The organism is Stenotrophomonas sp. SMYL86, from assembly GCF_036320025.1.
GTDB classification, from domain to species: Bacteria; Pseudomonadota; Gammaproteobacteria; order Xanthomonadales; family Xanthomonadaceae; genus Stenotrophomonas; species Stenotrophomonas maltophilia_A.
Genome location: NZ_JAWIRU010000002.1, coordinates 296013 through 312293, shown reverse-complemented (window position 1 = coordinate 312293; position 16281 = coordinate 296013). Strand labels below are relative to the sequence as shown.

General features: G+C 58.7%; 16 protein-coding genes. 7 read left to right on the top strand and 9 right to left on the bottom strand.

The features are described 5' to 3' along the window. Positions 1-211: 211 nt before the first annotated feature. The 3 genes from V3B64_RS04065 to radC all read left to right on the top strand — a co-directional run bounded on the left by V3B64_RS04065 (position 212) and on the right by radC (position 3418). Positions 212-1411, top strand: a complete 1200-nt coding sequence (locus V3B64_RS04065; RefSeq protein ID WP_329913653.1) for a site-specific integrase — start codon at positions 212-214, stop codon at positions 1409-1411. Continuing rightward, positions 1408-2574: a PDDEXK nuclease domain-containing protein gene (locus V3B64_RS04060; protein ID WP_175776170.1), complete on the top strand. Its 1167-nt coding sequence runs from the start codon at positions 1408-1410 to the stop codon at positions 2572-2574. Before V3B64_RS04065 ends, V3B64_RS04060 begins: the two co-directional genes overlap by 4 nt. Positions 2575-2908: 334 nt before the next feature. Then, positions 2909-3418, top strand: coding sequence for a DNA repair protein RadC (gene radC / locus V3B64_RS04055; RefSeq protein ID WP_175776171.1), 510 nt, complete (start codon positions 2909-2911; stop codon positions 3416-3418). 71 nt (positions 3419-3489) lie between these two features. Here radC and V3B64_RS04050 read toward each other — a convergent pair whose 3' ends face one another. The 6 genes from V3B64_RS04050 to V3B64_RS04025 all read right to left on the bottom strand — a co-directional run bounded on the left by V3B64_RS04050 (position 3490) and on the right by V3B64_RS04025 (position 8625). After that, positions 3490-4044: a 3'-5' exonuclease gene (locus tag V3B64_RS04050; protein ID WP_236207691.1), complete on the bottom strand. Its 555-nt coding sequence runs from the start codon at positions 4042-4044 to the stop codon at positions 3490-3492. Positions 4045-4071: 27 nt separating this feature from the next. Beyond that, positions 4072-4968, bottom strand: a complete 897-nt coding sequence (locus V3B64_RS04045; protein WP_175776173.1) for an AAA family ATPase — start codon at positions 4966-4968, stop codon at positions 4072-4074. Next, positions 4965-5453, bottom strand: a complete 489-nt coding sequence (locus V3B64_RS04040; protein ID WP_175776174.1) for a hypothetical protein — start codon at positions 5451-5453, stop codon at positions 4965-4967. Before V3B64_RS04040 ends, V3B64_RS04045 begins: the two co-directional genes overlap by 4 nt. Before the next feature lie 5 nt (positions 5454-5458). Then, a complete protein-coding gene (locus V3B64_RS04035; RefSeq protein ID WP_175776175.1) occupies positions 5459-6406 on the bottom strand; it encodes a CBASS oligonucleotide cyclase in 948 nt (315 codons plus the stop codon). 36 nt (positions 6407-6442) lie between these two features. Next, a complete protein-coding gene (locus V3B64_RS04030; RefSeq protein WP_236207690.1) occupies positions 6443-7978 on the bottom strand; it encodes a phosphorylase in 1536 nt (511 codons plus the stop codon). Positions 7979-8220: 242 nt separating this feature from the next. Further along, a complete protein-coding gene (locus tag V3B64_RS04025; protein ID WP_175776177.1) occupies positions 8221-8625 on the bottom strand; it encodes a hypothetical protein in 405 nt (134 codons plus the stop codon). A 498-nt stretch (positions 8626-9123) separates the two neighbouring features. Between V3B64_RS04025 and V3B64_RS04020 the strand changes: the two genes are divergently transcribed. The 4 genes from V3B64_RS04020 (at position 9124) to V3B64_RS04005 (ending at position 14166) form a co-directional block, all read left to right on the top strand. Beyond that, a complete protein-coding gene (locus V3B64_RS04020; protein ID WP_034074307.1) occupies positions 9124-9951 on the top strand; it encodes a DUF932 domain-containing protein in 828 nt (275 codons plus the stop codon). 81 nt (positions 9952-10032) lie between these two features. Then, positions 10033-12117, top strand: a complete 2085-nt coding sequence (locus V3B64_RS04015; RefSeq protein WP_236207689.1) for a ParB/RepB/Spo0J family partition protein — start codon at positions 10033-10035, stop codon at positions 12115-12117. A gap of 288 nt (positions 12118-12405) precedes the next feature. Next, a complete protein-coding gene (locus tag V3B64_RS04010; RefSeq protein ID WP_329913652.1) occupies positions 12406-12918 on the top strand; it encodes a ClbS/DfsB family four-helix bundle protein in 513 nt (170 codons plus the stop codon). 291 nt (positions 12919-13209) lie between these two features. Beyond that, the gene (locus V3B64_RS04005) at positions 13210-14166 is read left to right on the top strand and encodes an IS110 family transposase (RefSeq protein ID WP_027457584.1); all 957 of its coding nucleotides are present in this window, start codon (positions 13210-13212) and stop codon (positions 14164-14166) included. A gap of 54 nt (positions 14167-14220) precedes the next feature. Here V3B64_RS04005 and chrA read toward each other — a convergent pair whose 3' ends face one another. The 3 genes from chrA to arsC form a co-directional block, all read right to left on the bottom strand. Continuing rightward, on the bottom strand, positions 14221-15450 hold the full coding sequence (gene chrA, locus V3B64_RS04000) for a chromate efflux transporter (protein WP_049405859.1): 1230 nt from the start codon (positions 15448-15450) through the stop codon (positions 14221-14223). Next, the gene (locus V3B64_RS03995; protein ID WP_175776348.1) at positions 15447-15749 is read right to left on the bottom strand and encodes a PadR family transcriptional regulator; all 303 of its coding nucleotides are present in this window, start codon (positions 15747-15749) and stop codon (positions 15447-15449) included. The genes chrA and V3B64_RS03995 overlap by 4 nt, the downstream gene beginning before the upstream one ends. 94 nt (positions 15750-15843) lie before the next feature. Further along, entirely contained in the window at positions 15844-16266 is a 423-nt protein-coding gene (gene arsC, locus V3B64_RS03990; RefSeq protein WP_027457581.1) for an arsenate reductase (glutaredoxin), read from the bottom strand. Positions 16267-16281 lie beyond the last annotated feature (15 nt).

Genomic DNA, 16281 nt, shown 5'->3' with positions numbered 1-16281 from the left:
ACCCTGGCGGCCCCGCTTTGCGGGGCCGTTTTTTTGTTTCACGATGACTCCAGTATCGCATTTCGCTGGACTACGCCAAGGCTCGATACAGCAGGTTTATCAATCACTTAGGCGAGTTCAACATATGCCGGTGCTTTCCGAAACTTGACCCGGCTTCCCCTCGCGTGGCTCCCATGCGGCTCTTGGAAACCGGGCTTTCCGAGGAGTCATCATGGCGAAGATCAAGCTCACCAAGTCCGCAGTCGATGCGGCACAACCCCAAGACAAGGCCATCGAACTACGGGATACCGTGGTGCCTGGCTTCCTGTGCAAGATCACCCCGGCGGGCCGCAAAGTGTTCATGCTCCAGTACCGCACGAATGCCGGCGAGCGCCGCAAGCCCGCCCTGGGCCAGTACGGCGAACTGACGGTCGATCAGGCGCGCACGATGGCGCAGGAATGGCTGGCCGAGGTGCGCAAGGGTGGCGACCCCAGCGCGGCCAAGAACGCCGCTCGCAAGGCTCCGACCATGAAGGAGTTCTGCGACACTTTCATGGAGGACTACTCCAAGCAACGCAACAAGCCCAGCACGCAGCGCGGCTATCAGGGCGTGATTGACCGCTGCATCATCCCGATCATGGGCCGGATGAAGGTGCAGGACGTGAAGCGTCCCGACGTGGCTGCGCTGATGAAGAAGCTGGCCTACAAGCAGGCCGAGGCGAATCGCACCTTTGGCGTGCTGCGCAAGATGTTCAACCTGGCCGAAGTGTGGGGGCTACGCCCTGACGGCACGAATCCGTGCCGCCACGTCCCGATGTATCCGCCCGGCAAGGAAACCCGGCTCATCGTGGACGATGAACTGGTGCGGATCTTCCGCCACCTGGAGCATCTGGAGGCGGAAGGACTGGAGAACTACGTCATCCCACTGGCGATCCGCCTGCAATTCGAGTTTGCCGCCCGTCGCTCTGAAATCTGCCCGCTGGAGTGGGATTGGATTGATCTGGAAAAGCGCCGCGTCGTCTGGCCTGACAGCAAGACAGGTGGCATTTCCAAGCCCATGAGCGAGGAAGCCTATCGGCTGCTGTCCACCGCGCCGCGCCGGGATGGTTGTCCCTATGTCCTACCGTCGCCGAATGACCCGAGCCGGCGCATGACCCACGGCGAACACTACGGCGGCTGGACGCGCGTGCTCAAGGCCGCTGGCGTGCCCCACGTTGGCACGCATGGCATCCGCCACCGGGCGACTACCGATATTGCCAATTCGGGCGTGCCGACCAAGGTGGGCATGAAGCTCACAGGCCACAAGACCGTGGCGATGTTTATGCACTATGTTCATACCGAGGACAAGCCGGTACGGGACGCGGCCGAACTGGTGGCGAATCGGCGGTTGGCGATTACCGGGGCGTCCCGTTCTATGGAGGTGACAGCATGACAAGGAAGACGCCGGCAGTAGCGGGGAAACGTGCCGCCTTACCAACTGGCTATGCCGGCATCCATGGCGGCATCGTGGAGTTGCTGGATGCTGCGCGCCAGGCGGCGGCGCGCAGTGTCAATGCACTGATGACAGCCAGTTATTGGGAGATTGGCCGCCGGATTGTCGAAGCCGAGCAGAAAGGCAGACGGCGGGCAGGTTACGGCGAGCAGTTGATGGAACGGTTGTCCGCCGATCTGACGGCTAGATTCGGACGTGGGTTCGGTGTCAACAACCTGGAGAGCATGCGGCGTTTCTTCCTCGCGTACTCCCAGCCCGAGATTTCCCAGACACTGTCTGGGAAATTGGGAAATGAGTCGCCTGCCGAGAAATCCCAGACAGTGTCTCGGAAATTCGACCTCTCCGAACTGGCCCAGGTCTTCACGCTGCCGTGGTCGGCCTATGTCCGGCTGCTGTCGGTCAAGGATGACCATGCCCGCCAGTTCTACGAGGTCGAAGCGCTGCGCGGTGGCTGGAGCGTACGTCAGCTCGACCGGCAGATCGGAAGCCAGTTCTACGAACGCACAGCCTTGTCCAAGGACAAGGCGGCGATGCTGCTCAAGGGTTCGGTGGCCAAGCCCGAGGATGCCGTCACGCCCAACGATGCCATCAAAGACCCGTATGTGTTGGAGTTCCTCGACCTCAAGGACGAGTATTCGGAATCCGACCTGGAAGCGGCCTTGATTCAGCGGCTGGAAGACTTCCTGCTGGAGCTGGGTGAAGGCTTCACCTTCGTCGGGCGGCAGCGTCGTCTGCGCATCGACCAGACCTGGTATCGGGTGGATCTGCTGTTCTTCCATCGCAAGCTGCGCTGCCTGGTCATCATCGACCTGAAGCTGGGCAGCCTGACCCATGCCGATGTGGGGCAGATGCATATGTACTGCAACTATGCCAAGGAGCATTGGGCCTACCCGGACGAGAATCCGCCGGTGGGTCTGATCCTGTGCGCCGACAAAGGCCATGCCCTGGCGCGGTATGCACTGGATGGCTTGCCGACCAAGGTGATGGCGGCGAACTACCGAACGGTGTTGCCGGATGCCGAGTTGCTACAGAAAGAGTTGGAGAACACGCGGCGGCGGCTCGAATCTCGCGGAGCGCTGCCTCTCAGGGACGACAAGCAGTAGTCGTACGTCCCGGCGTTTCGCCGTCGGGCTCGCGGGCTGCGCCCCGTGCTTCGTGCCGAATCACAGCCATTCGGCGCTGATCCCTGACGCCTCCGGCCTGGATCGTTGATCCGGGCCTGCGCGTGCTTCGCACTTGCCAACGGCGGGTGTGTGGCTGAGTGGGGTGGAGGCGGTCTTGCTGTTCCCTTCACCGTATCACGGCGTTCTCGCCGTCAATGACTTCGCGTGCTCGCACGCTTGCGGCCTGTCGGCCGTCTTCGATCCCTGACTGCTTGCGCTGCGCCGTGCTGGCCACGGTTCCGGGCAATTCCGCCCGAGCAACCGGAGCACGATCATGTCGCAACTGTCCTTTTCCTCGTTCGATGACGCTTTGCTGGTGCGTGACGCCCAAGGGCACTACCTGCCGGCATCGGTGGATCAAATTCTTGAAGCGGCGCGCCAGGCCATTGAGCTGAAGATGCAGCGTGGTGCTGAGTTCACTTCGCCGGCGCTGGTCAAAGAGTACCTGCGCAACAAGCTGGCAGGCTTTGAGCATGAAGTCTTTGCGGTGCTGTTTCTGGATACGCGCCATCGGCTGATCGAGTATCGGGAGATGTTCCACGGCACCATCGACAGTGCATCGGTATATCCACGCGAAGTGGTTAAGGAGGCGCTGCGGCTCAATTCGGCGGCGGTCATCCTCTCGCACAACCATCCCAGCGGAAATCCTGAGCCGTCGCAGGCGGACAAGGTGCTGACGCAGCGGCTCAAAGAAGCGCTGATGCTGGTGGAGGTTCGCATACTGGATCACGTCATTGTGGGCGGTATGGAAACTGTCTCATTCGCCGAGAAAGGACTGGCCTAGTCTTGGAGTTTCCGCCCATTTTCTTTATCCAGCACCAAGCATCATATTAAGATGCTTGGTATTTACTCTGATTAGTCACTCCGTTCAGCCAAGGCACGAACCAATCTAAAAAGCTCGGCCTGATATTTTGCGTCGTGAAGTGCATCGTGATCTCCCTTTTGGTTAGGATGCACAACTTTATCAATAGCACTTGATCTAGTCTCGTACCATGAGCAACCCGTAGCCCCCATAAAAAGCGCTTTAATATCCAGTGCAGTGAAGCCAAATGGATTTTCGCCCAGATATTTCAAAAAGTAGTAATTTACAAACCCCCAGTCAAATGGGGCGTTAAGTCCCACAAAAACCGGCGAGCTTTCCTTGGGGACATTCTTGGCGATCCAAGCTGAAAATTCCGTCATGGCCTCAGATGGAGTTACGCCTTCAGTCTCAGCTTGCTCCAAAGTAAGGCCTGTGATCTTCAGTGCTTCTGCAACCGATTTTCCACTAACTGGTTTTAACATTATCGAAAATGAGATTTCCGGCTGATACACTAGGCAAGCCCCCACGGTAAGCATGCTATGCTCTCCGACAATAGGGCCAGCGGTTTCAACGTCAACCGATATAAAAACTTCAGGTTTCTTGCTCATTTTCTCGCTCCGGTATTAGGTTTTGACTCAGCCAGCCATAACAGGAGATGGCTCCAATTCCGCAACAGCCTGATGAAAGTGTTCGGCCTTGAGTGGAGAATTCGGAAACGCTAAGGACACAGCCGCCGGATATAAGCGCGTACGAATGTCTGAATAAGTCCAAGCCGGCTTGGTTTTTGTTGCAGATGTCGCTTCTACCAGCTTCTTGATTTCGGTTGCCGAAAAACCCATGTCTCCCAAATCGTTTGTGAATAGTTCATTTCGCTCTTCATCAGTGGGGCGTGTGAACTCCTCAACAATCGACGCACGTCGAATGACTGCTGCATCAAGAGCTGCCAATCGGTTTGTGCAAAGAATGGCGAAGATACGCCCGCCATGCTTCCGCATACTGTCTATAGATTGAATCAATGTGTTCACGCCGACCTTATCTTCATGGTGGCTATGATCTTGGCTGCGGGATGCCCCTAAAGAGTCACCCTCGTCAATAATCAGGAAGGCTCGGCCCTTTCCCGGCCCGATAGATCTGGAAATATCTTCAAATGCCTGGGTGATGAGCGTTCCCATTTCACCCACCTTGCCGGTTCCGCGAACTTTGTTGCTCAGCTTGAAAAGAATTGCGTCTTCAATTTTAGCGTCGCGAGCAAGACGATTTGCAATCGCCTCTGCATTTGCAGTTTTCCCTGTTCCTACATCGCCATGGAAAATGGCTAATGGATACTGGTCATTCAATAGTTCAATGACTGCGAGCTTCTTTTTATGATGCTTTTGACTCCAGCGCTCAAGTTCATTGGATTGCAAAATTAGCTGGAGGCGCTTTTGTACGCGTTGGTAACGCCCTTCAAAGCCCAATAGTTTCTGAGCCTGAATATCAAGCTGTGTCGTCGGAAGGTTTGTTTTTACTTCGAATACAGATGAGTTGCTCATGAAAAGTCCTTCCTATTGGTGCCAAAGCCGTTGCTGCTGTATCCGCGCCCTGCAGAAGAGGTTAGGTCTTTGTGACTGGTGTCCGTAGACGAAGGTACCCATGAAATCTTTAGGGGGAGATCAGCACGTTTCTCTGCGGATGATAAATCGGTATAGCGTAGATGAATTCGAATCCACCCACCTTTGTCTTTTGGCGTCAGAGGCCATGTTACGCCACCAGGCCGCTCCGTTCCCGTCGCCCCCTCGTTTTGGAACTCATATTTGATAGCGCGCACCTCGGAAGTGCCATTCATGAGCGTTACGTCGGCGTATTTGAGATAATCCTTCTTCGCCAACAGTTCTATGTCATGAGCGTAGTTTGACGCCTCATCCTCGGTCATAGCCTTGGTGGTGGTCGCAATAATGATCAAGTCGGCTTTGACGCTGCGCATGACTTTTTCAACATCTGCAACTGTATAACTATTAGTACTCGAATAGGTGCTCATTCTTTTTAGTCCTTGGTCTTGAAGCGACCACCAAAAATCTCTTTCCACACTTCGTTATCATTTTCGACAGATGCATAGGTCGCCGTATCCAAAGAAGATTCAGCAGCTTTGGCTATAAGCGCTTGCTCATCCTTGGTAATGCGGGATGCCACGTTATTCTCTGAGCTTACAGGGTCAATAATAATTACAGGAGTGTCAAAGTTACTGATTGGTTTGCCAGAATTTTCTGGAAAGTCGATACGCTCCCCCAGCTTCGTGCTAGCGATATACGCCAAGAATTCTCTGAAGCGTTTCTCAATGGTCTCGGCGGGGCCATCTCGATCAAGTAGGTAGCCGAAAATCAGTTCGATATGGAAAGACTTGAGGCCTGGCACGTCGTGAAAGTGTCTCCACCGCTTTGCCAGACGGACTAACGTCCGAAAGTGTTTGTCCTTATCCTTTCGCGTTTTAACGAACTGGATGTGGCACGGTGCACAAGTGAGATTTTTTGCGCCGCTCTGAATATCGTATTGCCAGCCGTGATCAGCATTGGAACTGTCTTGAAGAACGGGTACAACGTCTACTTCCAGGCCGCTCTTGACGAAAGTTACCTTTGCTGCACGACGCTGAATCTCGAAGTCCTCAACTTTTTTTGTGGGGTAAATTTCTATCAAAAGATCATAGATCTTGTTGCACAGATTCTCGTACGATTTTCCGTTTTCATCGACTCCCGTGACATAAAAGACAACATCAACATCCGTAGGGTAATCATCAACCTTTCGAAGAATAGTGTATTTCGCAAAAGAGCCGGCCTTAACGACCTTTGTGACTTTTATCTTTGATTTATCGGTAATGCGTTTTTTTAGCTCAACAACAAGATTGTCCACCTGCGCGTGATACTCTTTGCGCTTTTCGCCTGGAAGGCGCAATACATTGTGATCGAAGTATTCGAGCTCTGAATTTGATAACGGCATTGTTTTCCCTACTTTTATTAGAAAAATTGACTTCTTTCAGTCCTGCAATGTCATGCCGTTTGCAATGTAATCGACGGTGACTGCGGCTGCCGCTTGTGCGGCCAGTAGATGAAATCTATTGTCTTTTTTCGAGTCTCCGAAATCACTAATACCACGCACCATCAGTACTGGTTTGCCGAAATTGGCGCATGCAGCAAATAAGCCCGCCCCTTCCATCTCAGCGACTTCGATTTTTCCGTGAATCTCTCGCATCCCTAGAAACTTTTCTGGATCACGAAGGAGCTTTTCACCACTGGCGACCGTGGCCGTCTTCGGCAGAACTCCTTTGGCGACAGGGCCAGCATCAACTTGTTCGGGGAATTCAATACCTAGAGCCTGGTAGCTTTTCAAGAGGCGAGTTTCAAGGCCCGTCCTGTTAGATAAATAGGAGCTAACGTCTTGGCGAACACGCATTGTCAGCCTGGTGATTTCTGGGCGTGTCTCACTCTTCCCGCCTTCAACAAGTGCCGCGCCCTCATAGGCGACGATACGTTCTGCCAGAACTACCTCTCCTAGCGCACATTTTTCTCGCAGGCCAGCCGCAATGCCCAGCATCATCACGTTGCTAGGTCTCAGATCACTCAACAGCATGGTGGTTACTGACGCTGCATCTACGTTGCCCGCACCCGCAAAGCAAGCTAAAGCGCAGCTAGCCGTCTTTCCACCGCGCTTGGCAACAGGGGCTTTCCAAACGTGAAGACCGTTCTCAGTCGTCGTATGTTCAGCATCCTCCGCAATACCAAAAGCTTGCTTGGCGGCGGCCAACTCCACGTCCAGAGCTGTTAGCACTAATACATCAGGAGGAAGAGCATCAATCCTGGCTCGCTCTTCTTCATGGAAAATTTTTACGATACGTGCGCTGATTTCTGACAATGCAAGTACGGGCTCTTGCAAAGAAAGGGCGGGAAGACATTTGACAACCTTATTGCCACTATTCGGCATATAGGTCAGTGGGTTGGTCTGAAAATTCTTAAGAACACTAAGCGCACCCAGACCGTCCTCGCTATTTGCACCTAACTGCAAATCAAGCGGCAGAACAGGCAAAAGCCTCTTGGTCATCTTGCGTGCGCGATCCAGTACACCCTTTCCGCCGCCTAGAGCCACCATCGCAGTAGCATGCTCAATTTGCTCATCGCCGACATTGCCGCCTGTCAGCACGTCCTCTTCTAACGGGACGAGTTCTGCGACCCCTCGTGCGACCATGCTCATGAGCAGCTTACGTTGCTCAGGATTCGCCTTGACTTGAAGACGTTCGTGCGAAGCTACGATTTTTAGACGGATATGAGAGCTGTTGCCAGGCGTTAACCTGTCTACCGCTTTAGCAACCGTCCAGTCGAACAGCAGCGCCTTCCCATCTCCGTTCACCGGCTCGGCTGCGACGTAAATGACGAAGCCGCCACCAGCGTTAAGGACTTCCTCAACAAGGGTATCGACAAAAGCGTGCGCTCTGTCTATGAGCTCATTCTCGGTGGTGTTCGAGATGCTTCCAGCAAGGAGGATGTGGCTTGAAGCCAGCATTAGGGAATTTGTCATGAGTGATCCCAATTGATTCTGTGTCTTCGCGCATAGTGTTCTGCGCACCAATTGCTTCATCCCCGTTGGCGTAGTCGATAAGTATGAACCACCAAGCTAATGGATATTTTTTCGATATATGCGGGGTGTTTTTTACATTTCAAGAGCTCTGTTGCAGAGTTTTATTGATCTGAGGGATGTTTAACGAAGGCTTGTTTTTAGCCACTAGTGTCATCGGTACGCGTCCTTCAAGGATGATGGTGTTACTCGTTAACTTCATCATCGGGTAACTCCAGTTCATTCCAAAGCTCCTCTTCTGTAAGTCGCTTGAAGTCTGGCATCAAATTTTTGACTAGCGCTGGGGGAGCACCTTCCAAGGCTGATGTAGCAATCAGAGCGAATCCGCCGCGATCTAGGCGAACAGCCACGACCCCATATTCTTCCAAGACACTACGCATGTTGATGACGAAGGCATCCCGCAACGTAGTGCGGCCCGAGAGGATTCGTAACGTCTTATCGCTAACGCGCGCCCGGGTCTTTCCTGTTCGCTTCAGTAGTACGGCCAATCGAAGTGCAACAGTCTCTATAGATGGATATTTTGTCGCCATTTGAATTCCAATACAGGATTTTAGTAATCCTATTATAGGATTAAATTTTTGATTGGTCAAGGTTTTTCGTCTCCAGGCAATGCCTGGCCGCGCTGTCGTGCTTCGCATCGAGCCGCCTGAGGCGTCTCGCCCCCTTCGGGCTTCCATCGTTCCCTCGCTCCGCTCGGCTGACGCCTACGGCCCGGCTTCCAGCTTCGGGCCTGCGCGCTTCGCTTGCGTGCGGTTTGCACATCGCGGCGGCCGTTGCCATGTCCAGCCGTCTCTCCTGACTCCTTCACCTTGCTCGCGACTGTAGCCCGTGGCCGCGTGCCATCAAGGCGCGCCAGGCCGTGTCCTCGGCTGCGCCTGCGGGCCGCACCTACCTGCCGCTTTTCTCCTTGACGGCCCACGTCCGTGGGCTCCTGACCGTCGCGGGCGATGAACTCAGGAAAGACGGTGGCAACAGGGCCAACCGGGTTCCTCGTGCCAACCGCACCGAACAGCCGAAAGCCTGGGCTCCGAATCTAGGAATCCGGTGTGCGGTTTGAACAGCAAACCCTTTTTGTCAGGAGAAAGACCATGCTTGCATCCCGTTTTGCTTCCCGTTCCCCGGTACTGCGCAGCGATTCCCCGCTGTCCGATGACCAGATTCACCGCGTGGCCCCGTCCATCTTTGCCGAGGCACCCCACGAAAGCCGCTCCCAGCGGTACGCCTATATCCCCACCGCCACGGTGCTGACCGAACTGCGCAAGGAAGGGTTTCAGCCTTTCATGGTGACGCAGACCCGCACCCGCCACGAAGACCGGCGCGACTACACCAAGCACATGATTCGGTTGCGCCATGCCAGCCAGATCAACGCCCGAGGCGAAGCCAACGAAATCATCCTGCTGAACTCGCACGATGGCACCAGCAGCTACCAGATGCTGGCCGGCATGTTCCGTTTCGTGTGCAGCAATGGTCTTGTTTGCGGCGACACCGTGGCCGATGTGCGCGTGCCGCATAAGGGCGACGTGGCCGGGCAAGTGATCGAAGGTGCCTATCAGGTACTGCACGGTTTTGACCGTGCGCTGGAATCCCGCGAATCCATGCAGGCCATTACGCTGGACGAAGGCGAGGCCGAAGTATTCGCCCGCGCCGCGCTGTCGCTCAAGTACGACGACCCGGACAAGCCCGCACCCATCACCGAATCGCAAATCCTGATGCCGCGTCGGTTCGACGACCGCCGCCCGGACTTGTGGATGACCTTCAACCGCATACAGGAAAACCTGACCAAAGGCGGTTTGTCTGGACGCAGCGCCAACGGACGTCGCCAGCAGACCCGACCGGTGCAGGGCATTGATTCCGATGTGCGCCTCAATCGCGCCCTGTGGCTGCTGGCCGATGGCCTGCGCCAATTGAAAGCCTGATTTCCCTGCGCGGCAGGGGCAGGCAGCAACCCTTGCCGCGTCATTCGCTGCTGCATTCCATCATCGCAAGGAGTTTTCACCATGAACGCTATCAACCACACCGAAGCCCAAGCCATCCACGCCACGGCCAGCGCCGCGCCTGCCGTGCTGTTGGAAGCCGCCGACCCGAGCAAAAACCTGATTCTTGTGCCGCTGTCGCGGCTGGTATCGCGCCCCACGGGCCGCAACGTGCGCAAGACCCCGCGCATGTCGATTCCCGAACTCGCCGCCAGCATCCAGCGTGTCGGTCTGCTGCAAAACCTGATCGTGACCGCGACCGCTGACGGCGAGCGCTACGAAGTCGTGGCCGGAGGCCGTCGCCTTGCCGCCCTCAAGCTGCTGGCGAAGAAGCGCCGTATCAGCAGGGAATGGGAGGTGCCTTGCCTGCTGGTGGCCGATGGCACCGCCCGCACCGCCAGCCTGACCGAGAACGTGCAGCGCGAAGCCATGCACCCCGCCGACCAGTTCGAGGCATTCGCCGCGCTGGTGGCCGAAGGCCGCCCCATCGAGGATATTGCCGCAGATTTCAGCGTCACGCCGTTGGTGGTGCAGCGCCGCCTGAAACTCGCCAACGTGTCGCCGCGCCTGCTGGCCGACTACCGGGCCGAAGCCGTGAGCCTTGACCAGTTGATGGCCCTTGCCATCACCGACGACCACACCGCGCAGGAAGCTGCGTTCTACGATGCGCCCACATGGCAGCGCAGCCCGCACAACCTGCGCGACCGCCTGACCGAGCGCGAGATTGATGCCCACCGGCATCCGCTGGTGCGCTTCGTTGGGCTGAATGCTTACGAGGCCGCAGGCGGTGGCACCCGCCGCGATCTGTTCGCGGAAGCCGATAGCGGCGTGTATCTGACCGATGCCACGTTGCTGGAACGGCTGGCGCAGGACAAGCTGGCCAGCCTTGCCGCCGAGGTGAAGGCCGAAGGCTGGGCATGGGTGGATGCCACCCCCGGCATGACCCATGCCGACCTGCAAGCCTTCCAGCGCGCCCCGAGACAGCGCCGCAGCCCGAACAAGCGCGAAGCCCAACGCAACGAGAAGTTGCAAACCAAGATGCAGGCGCTGGCCGAGGCCGTGGATGCCGCCCTGGACGCCGACGATGAAGAAAAGGCCGACGCCTTGCAGGAAGAAGGCGAACACCTGGGCGAACAGTTGCAGGCGCTGGAAGATGGCTTGCTGGACTACGCGGAAGCCGTCAAAGCTGCCGCCGGGGCCATCGTCACCATCGACCGCAACGGCGAGGCCGTGATTCATCGTGGCCTGCTGCGCGAAGCCGAGGCCAAGGCACTACGCACGCTTGAACGGCTGCGGCAAGGTTTCGGCAGCGAGGGCGAAGCCGGGAACGACGACACCGGCGAGGAAGCCGACGACGCCCCCAAGCCCGCCGCCATGTCCGACCGGCTGGCGCAGCGGTTGAGTGCCCACCGCACCGCCGCGCTGCAAATCGAAGTCGCACGGCATCCACAAGTGGCGCTGGCCGCGCTGGTGCATGGCATGGTGCAGACCGTTTTGCAGGGCAGCCACTACGGCCACGATCTGCCGTTGGGTGTGAAGCTGACCCAGCAAGATCGGCTGGAAGGCATGGCGCCGGACTGGCCGGAATCGTCCGCCGCCGTGGCACTGCGCACCTTGCAGGAAATCGCGGGCGAAGCCTTGCCGGAGGACAGCGCCGAACTGTTCGCCGCGTTGCTGGCGAAGTCGCAGGATGAACTGGTGCGGCTGCTGGCCGTGTGCGTGGCGTCCACGGTGGACGTGGTGACGCCCCGCGCTACGGCGCAGCAACCGGGCGCAGAACTGGCGCAGGCTGTCGGCTTGGAAATGGCCGCATGGTGGAAGCCCACCGCAGACGGCTATTTCCAGCATGTACCGAAGGCCGCGATTCTGGAAGCCGTGGGCGAATTCGCACCGGAGCACGTCACCCGGCTGGCGAAGTTGAAGAAGGGCGACATTGCCAGCGAAGCCGAGCGGCTGGCCGATGGCACCGGCTGGATGCCCGCTATCTTCCACGCCGAAGGCCCGCAGCAGGACGCGCAGGACGTGAAGACAGGCGAGGAAGCCGAACCACCGGAGGAAGCCGCCGTTGTGGCGAATGAGCAGCCGCAGGCCGAGGCACTGGCCGCGTGATCTGCCCATCTTTTGAAGCAAGCGCCTTGGTTTCGGCCAAGGCGTTTGCAGCCCGATCAGCACCTGCCCCAAGCCGTTACGCCTTGGGGCAGGTGGTCAAAAATCCGGTCCCGGCAGTGGCCGCGCCCGGTTGGACATCCACAACCCCGAACCGCCAAGCCGCCACCTTCGGTCAGGCGACGTGGAGATGCCCAAGTACCTTTCAGACACGACTGGCCACAAGGCCGTCACTGCGCGAGAATGCAGTTTTCAATCGGCAGTTTCGCCGAAGCGTTATAGAGGATCGGTATGGCGGTTCCACAGAGCAAACAGGAGTTGCTGGATGCCATTCGCACCACTTATCAGAAACTGATGGACGATCTTGCCAGTGTGCCGACTGAGCATGCTCGTGAGGCAACGCTGGAGGGGCATGCGCAAGGCACACAGATGAGCGTGTCCGATCTGGTGGCCTATTTGATCGATTGGAATCTGCTGGTGCTGAAATGGTGCGATGGAAAAGCCAAAGGATTGCCGGTCGATTTCCCTGAAACCGGCTACAAGTGGAACGAGTTGGGCAGGCTGGCGCAGAAGTTTTATGCCGACCATGCTGGTGTTGCCTATGCTGACTTGTTGCGGCAGTTCGCGGATGTGAATGGGCGCATCGTGGCCTTGGTGGAACAGGAAACCGATGCCTCGCTCTATGGCACGCCTTGGTATGAGAAATACACCCAGGGTCGGATGATCCAGTTCAACACATCATCGCCCTATGCCAATGCGCGGGGGCGGCTGCGCAGATGGAAGAAGGCCAACGGTATTGGCTGACCAGTGCGTGTCGGCGCAATGCGCCGCCGGGCTTTCGGGCTGCGCCCCGTGTCGTCTTCGGCGTCACGGCCATTCGGCGTCAATCCCTTGTATCTTTGAAGTGCGTGTCCGGCAGTGCCGTCACGCCCGGACCTGTCAGGGTTCGGGGTTGGCCGCAGCATGTAGCCCGTCATCCCTCGGTGCCCATGGAGCCCGTGCGTGAGTCTTGGGCGCATGCATGCGCCCGATCTCTGAAAGCCCGAACAGTTGCGTGAACGCCGTTCGCATTTGCAAGGAAGGGACGCAGGGATCATGGCCAATCAAATTGCAGTCGGTATCGACATCTCCAAGAAGACCATGGATGTAGCCATGGGGCACGAGCAGCCTACGGCCATATTCAGCAACGATGGTGCCGGGCATCAAGCGTTGATCGAAGAGCTGAAAAACCATCAGGTCTCGCTGATCGTGATGGAGGCGACCGGACAGTACCAACTGGCCTGCGCCTGCGCACTTCAAGCTGCGGGATTCGCTGTCGTCGTCATCAACCCTCGGCAGGCACGGGACTTCGCCAAGGCCATGGGGCGCCTAGTCAAGACCGACAGCGTGGATGCCCGCATGCTGGCTGAGCTGGCCCAGGTGCTGAATCTGCGGCCGGATCGAGACCGCTTCATCAAGCCGATGCCAGACCAGGCGCAGCAATACCTTCATGCACTGGTGCTTCGACGCCGGCAACTGGTGCGCCTTCTGGTCAGTGAGCGCCAGCGCAAGCACATGGCGCATGCCGAGGTGGTGCAGGACATTGTGGAACTGATGGATGTGCTGTCGAGACAGCTTGAAGCGCTGGATCGGAGGATTGCGGAACACTTGGCGTACCATCAGCCCGATCTGGCCGCCTTGCTCAAGAGCGTCAAAGGGGTTGGTCCGGCAACGGCTGCGACGCTGATGTCCGAGCTGCCAGAGCTTGGCCGGCTCAAGGCCAGGCAGATCTCTGCGCTGGTAGGCGTCGCTCCGATGAACCGGGACTCGGGCCAGGCCCGCGGCAAACGCTTCATCTGCGGCGGACGTGCCGCGGTCAGGAGCGCTTTGTACATGGCCGCCATCGTCGCCATGCGTCACAACGCCGTGATACGGCGTTGCTATGAGCGTCTGCTGGCGGCAGGCAAGCCGAAGAAGGTGGCCATCGTGGCCTGCATGCGCAAGCTGCTGATTATCCTGAATGCCATGGTCAAAAGCGGGCGGCCATGGAATGACCAGCTTGCACAGGCCTGAAATTGCTGGAGAGTGTCCCCATGTCCGGCCGGCCGCTGCGCCGGCGAATGGGCTTCAGATACCCATCGCCATGACCCAGCCCGCCAGCCCGGCCAGCAGCACCACGAGCGCTGGCGGCACGCGTCCCACCGTCAGCAGCCCGAACGAGAGCAGCGCCAGCCCAAAATCCGCCTTGCCGTGGATGGCACTCGTCCATACCGGGTCATAGAGGGCGGACACCAGAATGCCGACCACGCCGGCGTTGATGCCGGCCATGGCCGTCTGGATGCCCGCGCGGTGGCGCAATCCTTCCCAAAATGGCAGTGCGCCGACCAGCACGAAGAAGGCCGGGAGGAAGATGGTGCCCAGGAGTGCCAGCCCGCCGATCCAGCCATGCAGCGGGCCGTGAGCAACCGCGCCGAGGTAGGCCGAGAACGTGAACAGCGGCCCCGGCACGGCCTGCGCCGCGCCGTAGCCGGCCAGGAAGTCGGCGTTGCTCACGACGCCGCTCGGCACCACGGCGGCCTGCAGCAGCGGCAGCACGACGTGCCCACCACCGAAGACCAATGCACCGGAGCGATACACCCCTTCCAGCAGCGCTATCGTGAACGAGTCCGTGGCTGCGGCCCACAGGGGCAGCCCAACGAGTGGGGCGGCAAACAGCAGCAGTGCCACGACGCCCAGCTTGCGCGAAACCGGGTAGCTATGGGCATGGCCGCCGCCAGGCTGTGCGATCTTCAAGCCCCACCAGCCCAGCAATCCCGCCACCGTGATGGCGGCGATCTGCCCCATCGCCGAGGGAAGAATGATGGTCAGCAGCGCCGCCAGAATGGCCAGGGCGGCGCGCGACCGGTCCGGGCACAACGACCGGGCCATGCCCCAGACTGCCTGGGCCACGATGGCCACGGCCACCACCTTGAGCCCATGGACCCAGCCGGACTGGGCCAGCCCCTGGTACTCGGCGATGCCAAAGGCGAACAGGATCAGCGCAATCGCCGATGGCAAGGTGAATCCGGCCCAGGCCGCCAGCAGCCCCAGCCAGCCCGCGCGGCCCAGCCCCAGCGCCATGCCCACCTGGCTGCTGGCCGGGCCGGGCAGGAGCTGGCACAGGGCGACCAGGTCGGAGTAGCTGCGGTCATCCAGCCAGCGGCGGCGCTCGACAAACTCCGAGCGGAAATAGCCCAGGTGCGCGATCGGCCCGCCGAAGGAGGTCAGCCCCAGCTTGAGAAAGGCGCCGAAGACTTCGACGGGTGAGCCGCGCGCGGCTGCGGACTCATGCTGCAAGGTGTTGGTTGAATCTGTCATTTGTGCATCGCCTCCCCGGTGAACTCCCGGATGCGTTCCTTGGCCAGTGCCAAGCCTTCCTTGCCCTTGGGCGTGATCGTGTAGAGCTTGCGCACGGTGCGCCCTTCACGCTCCTTGCGGGAGACGAGGTAGCCGTCGCGCTCCATCTTGTGCAACATCGGGTACAGCGTTCCGGGAGAGAGGCGGTAGCCGTGGTGGGCCAGCTCGTCGATCATCCATTGCCCGTAGATCTCCTGCTCGGCCGCGTGGTGCAGCACATGCAGGCGGATCAGTCCCGACAGCAAGTCGTGGTGCTCCATAGCGCGCGGTGTCGATTGTTCTTTCATATCGAATATCGATAACGAAATTCGATAATATCAGCTTCAGATCACCCGACTGCGCACGCAGAGGTATTTAGACCTTGCGACCCTCAGCATCCACCACGGCCTCACCATCCTCTTTGTTGAACGCGCCGCGCTGCGGCTGCGGCAAGATGTCCAGCACGGCCTCCGATGGCCGGCACAGGCGCGTGCCCAGCGGCGTGACCACGATGGGCCGGTTGATGAGGACGGGGTGCTGGAGCATGAAGTCGATCAACTGCACGTCGCTCCACTGCGGGTCATCCAGGCCCAGCTCGGCATAGGGCGTGCCTTTCTCGCGCAGCACGGCGCGCGCCGATACGCCCATCGCGGCGATCAGTGCCGTCAGCGTCGCCCGGTCGGGCGGCGTCTTCAGGTACTCGATGACCGTGGGCTCCTCGCCGCTGTTGCGGATCAGGGCCAGCACGTTGCGCGACGTGCCGCAGGCGGGGTTGTGGTAGATGGTGATGTTGCTCATGGTGGCTTGCCTGGG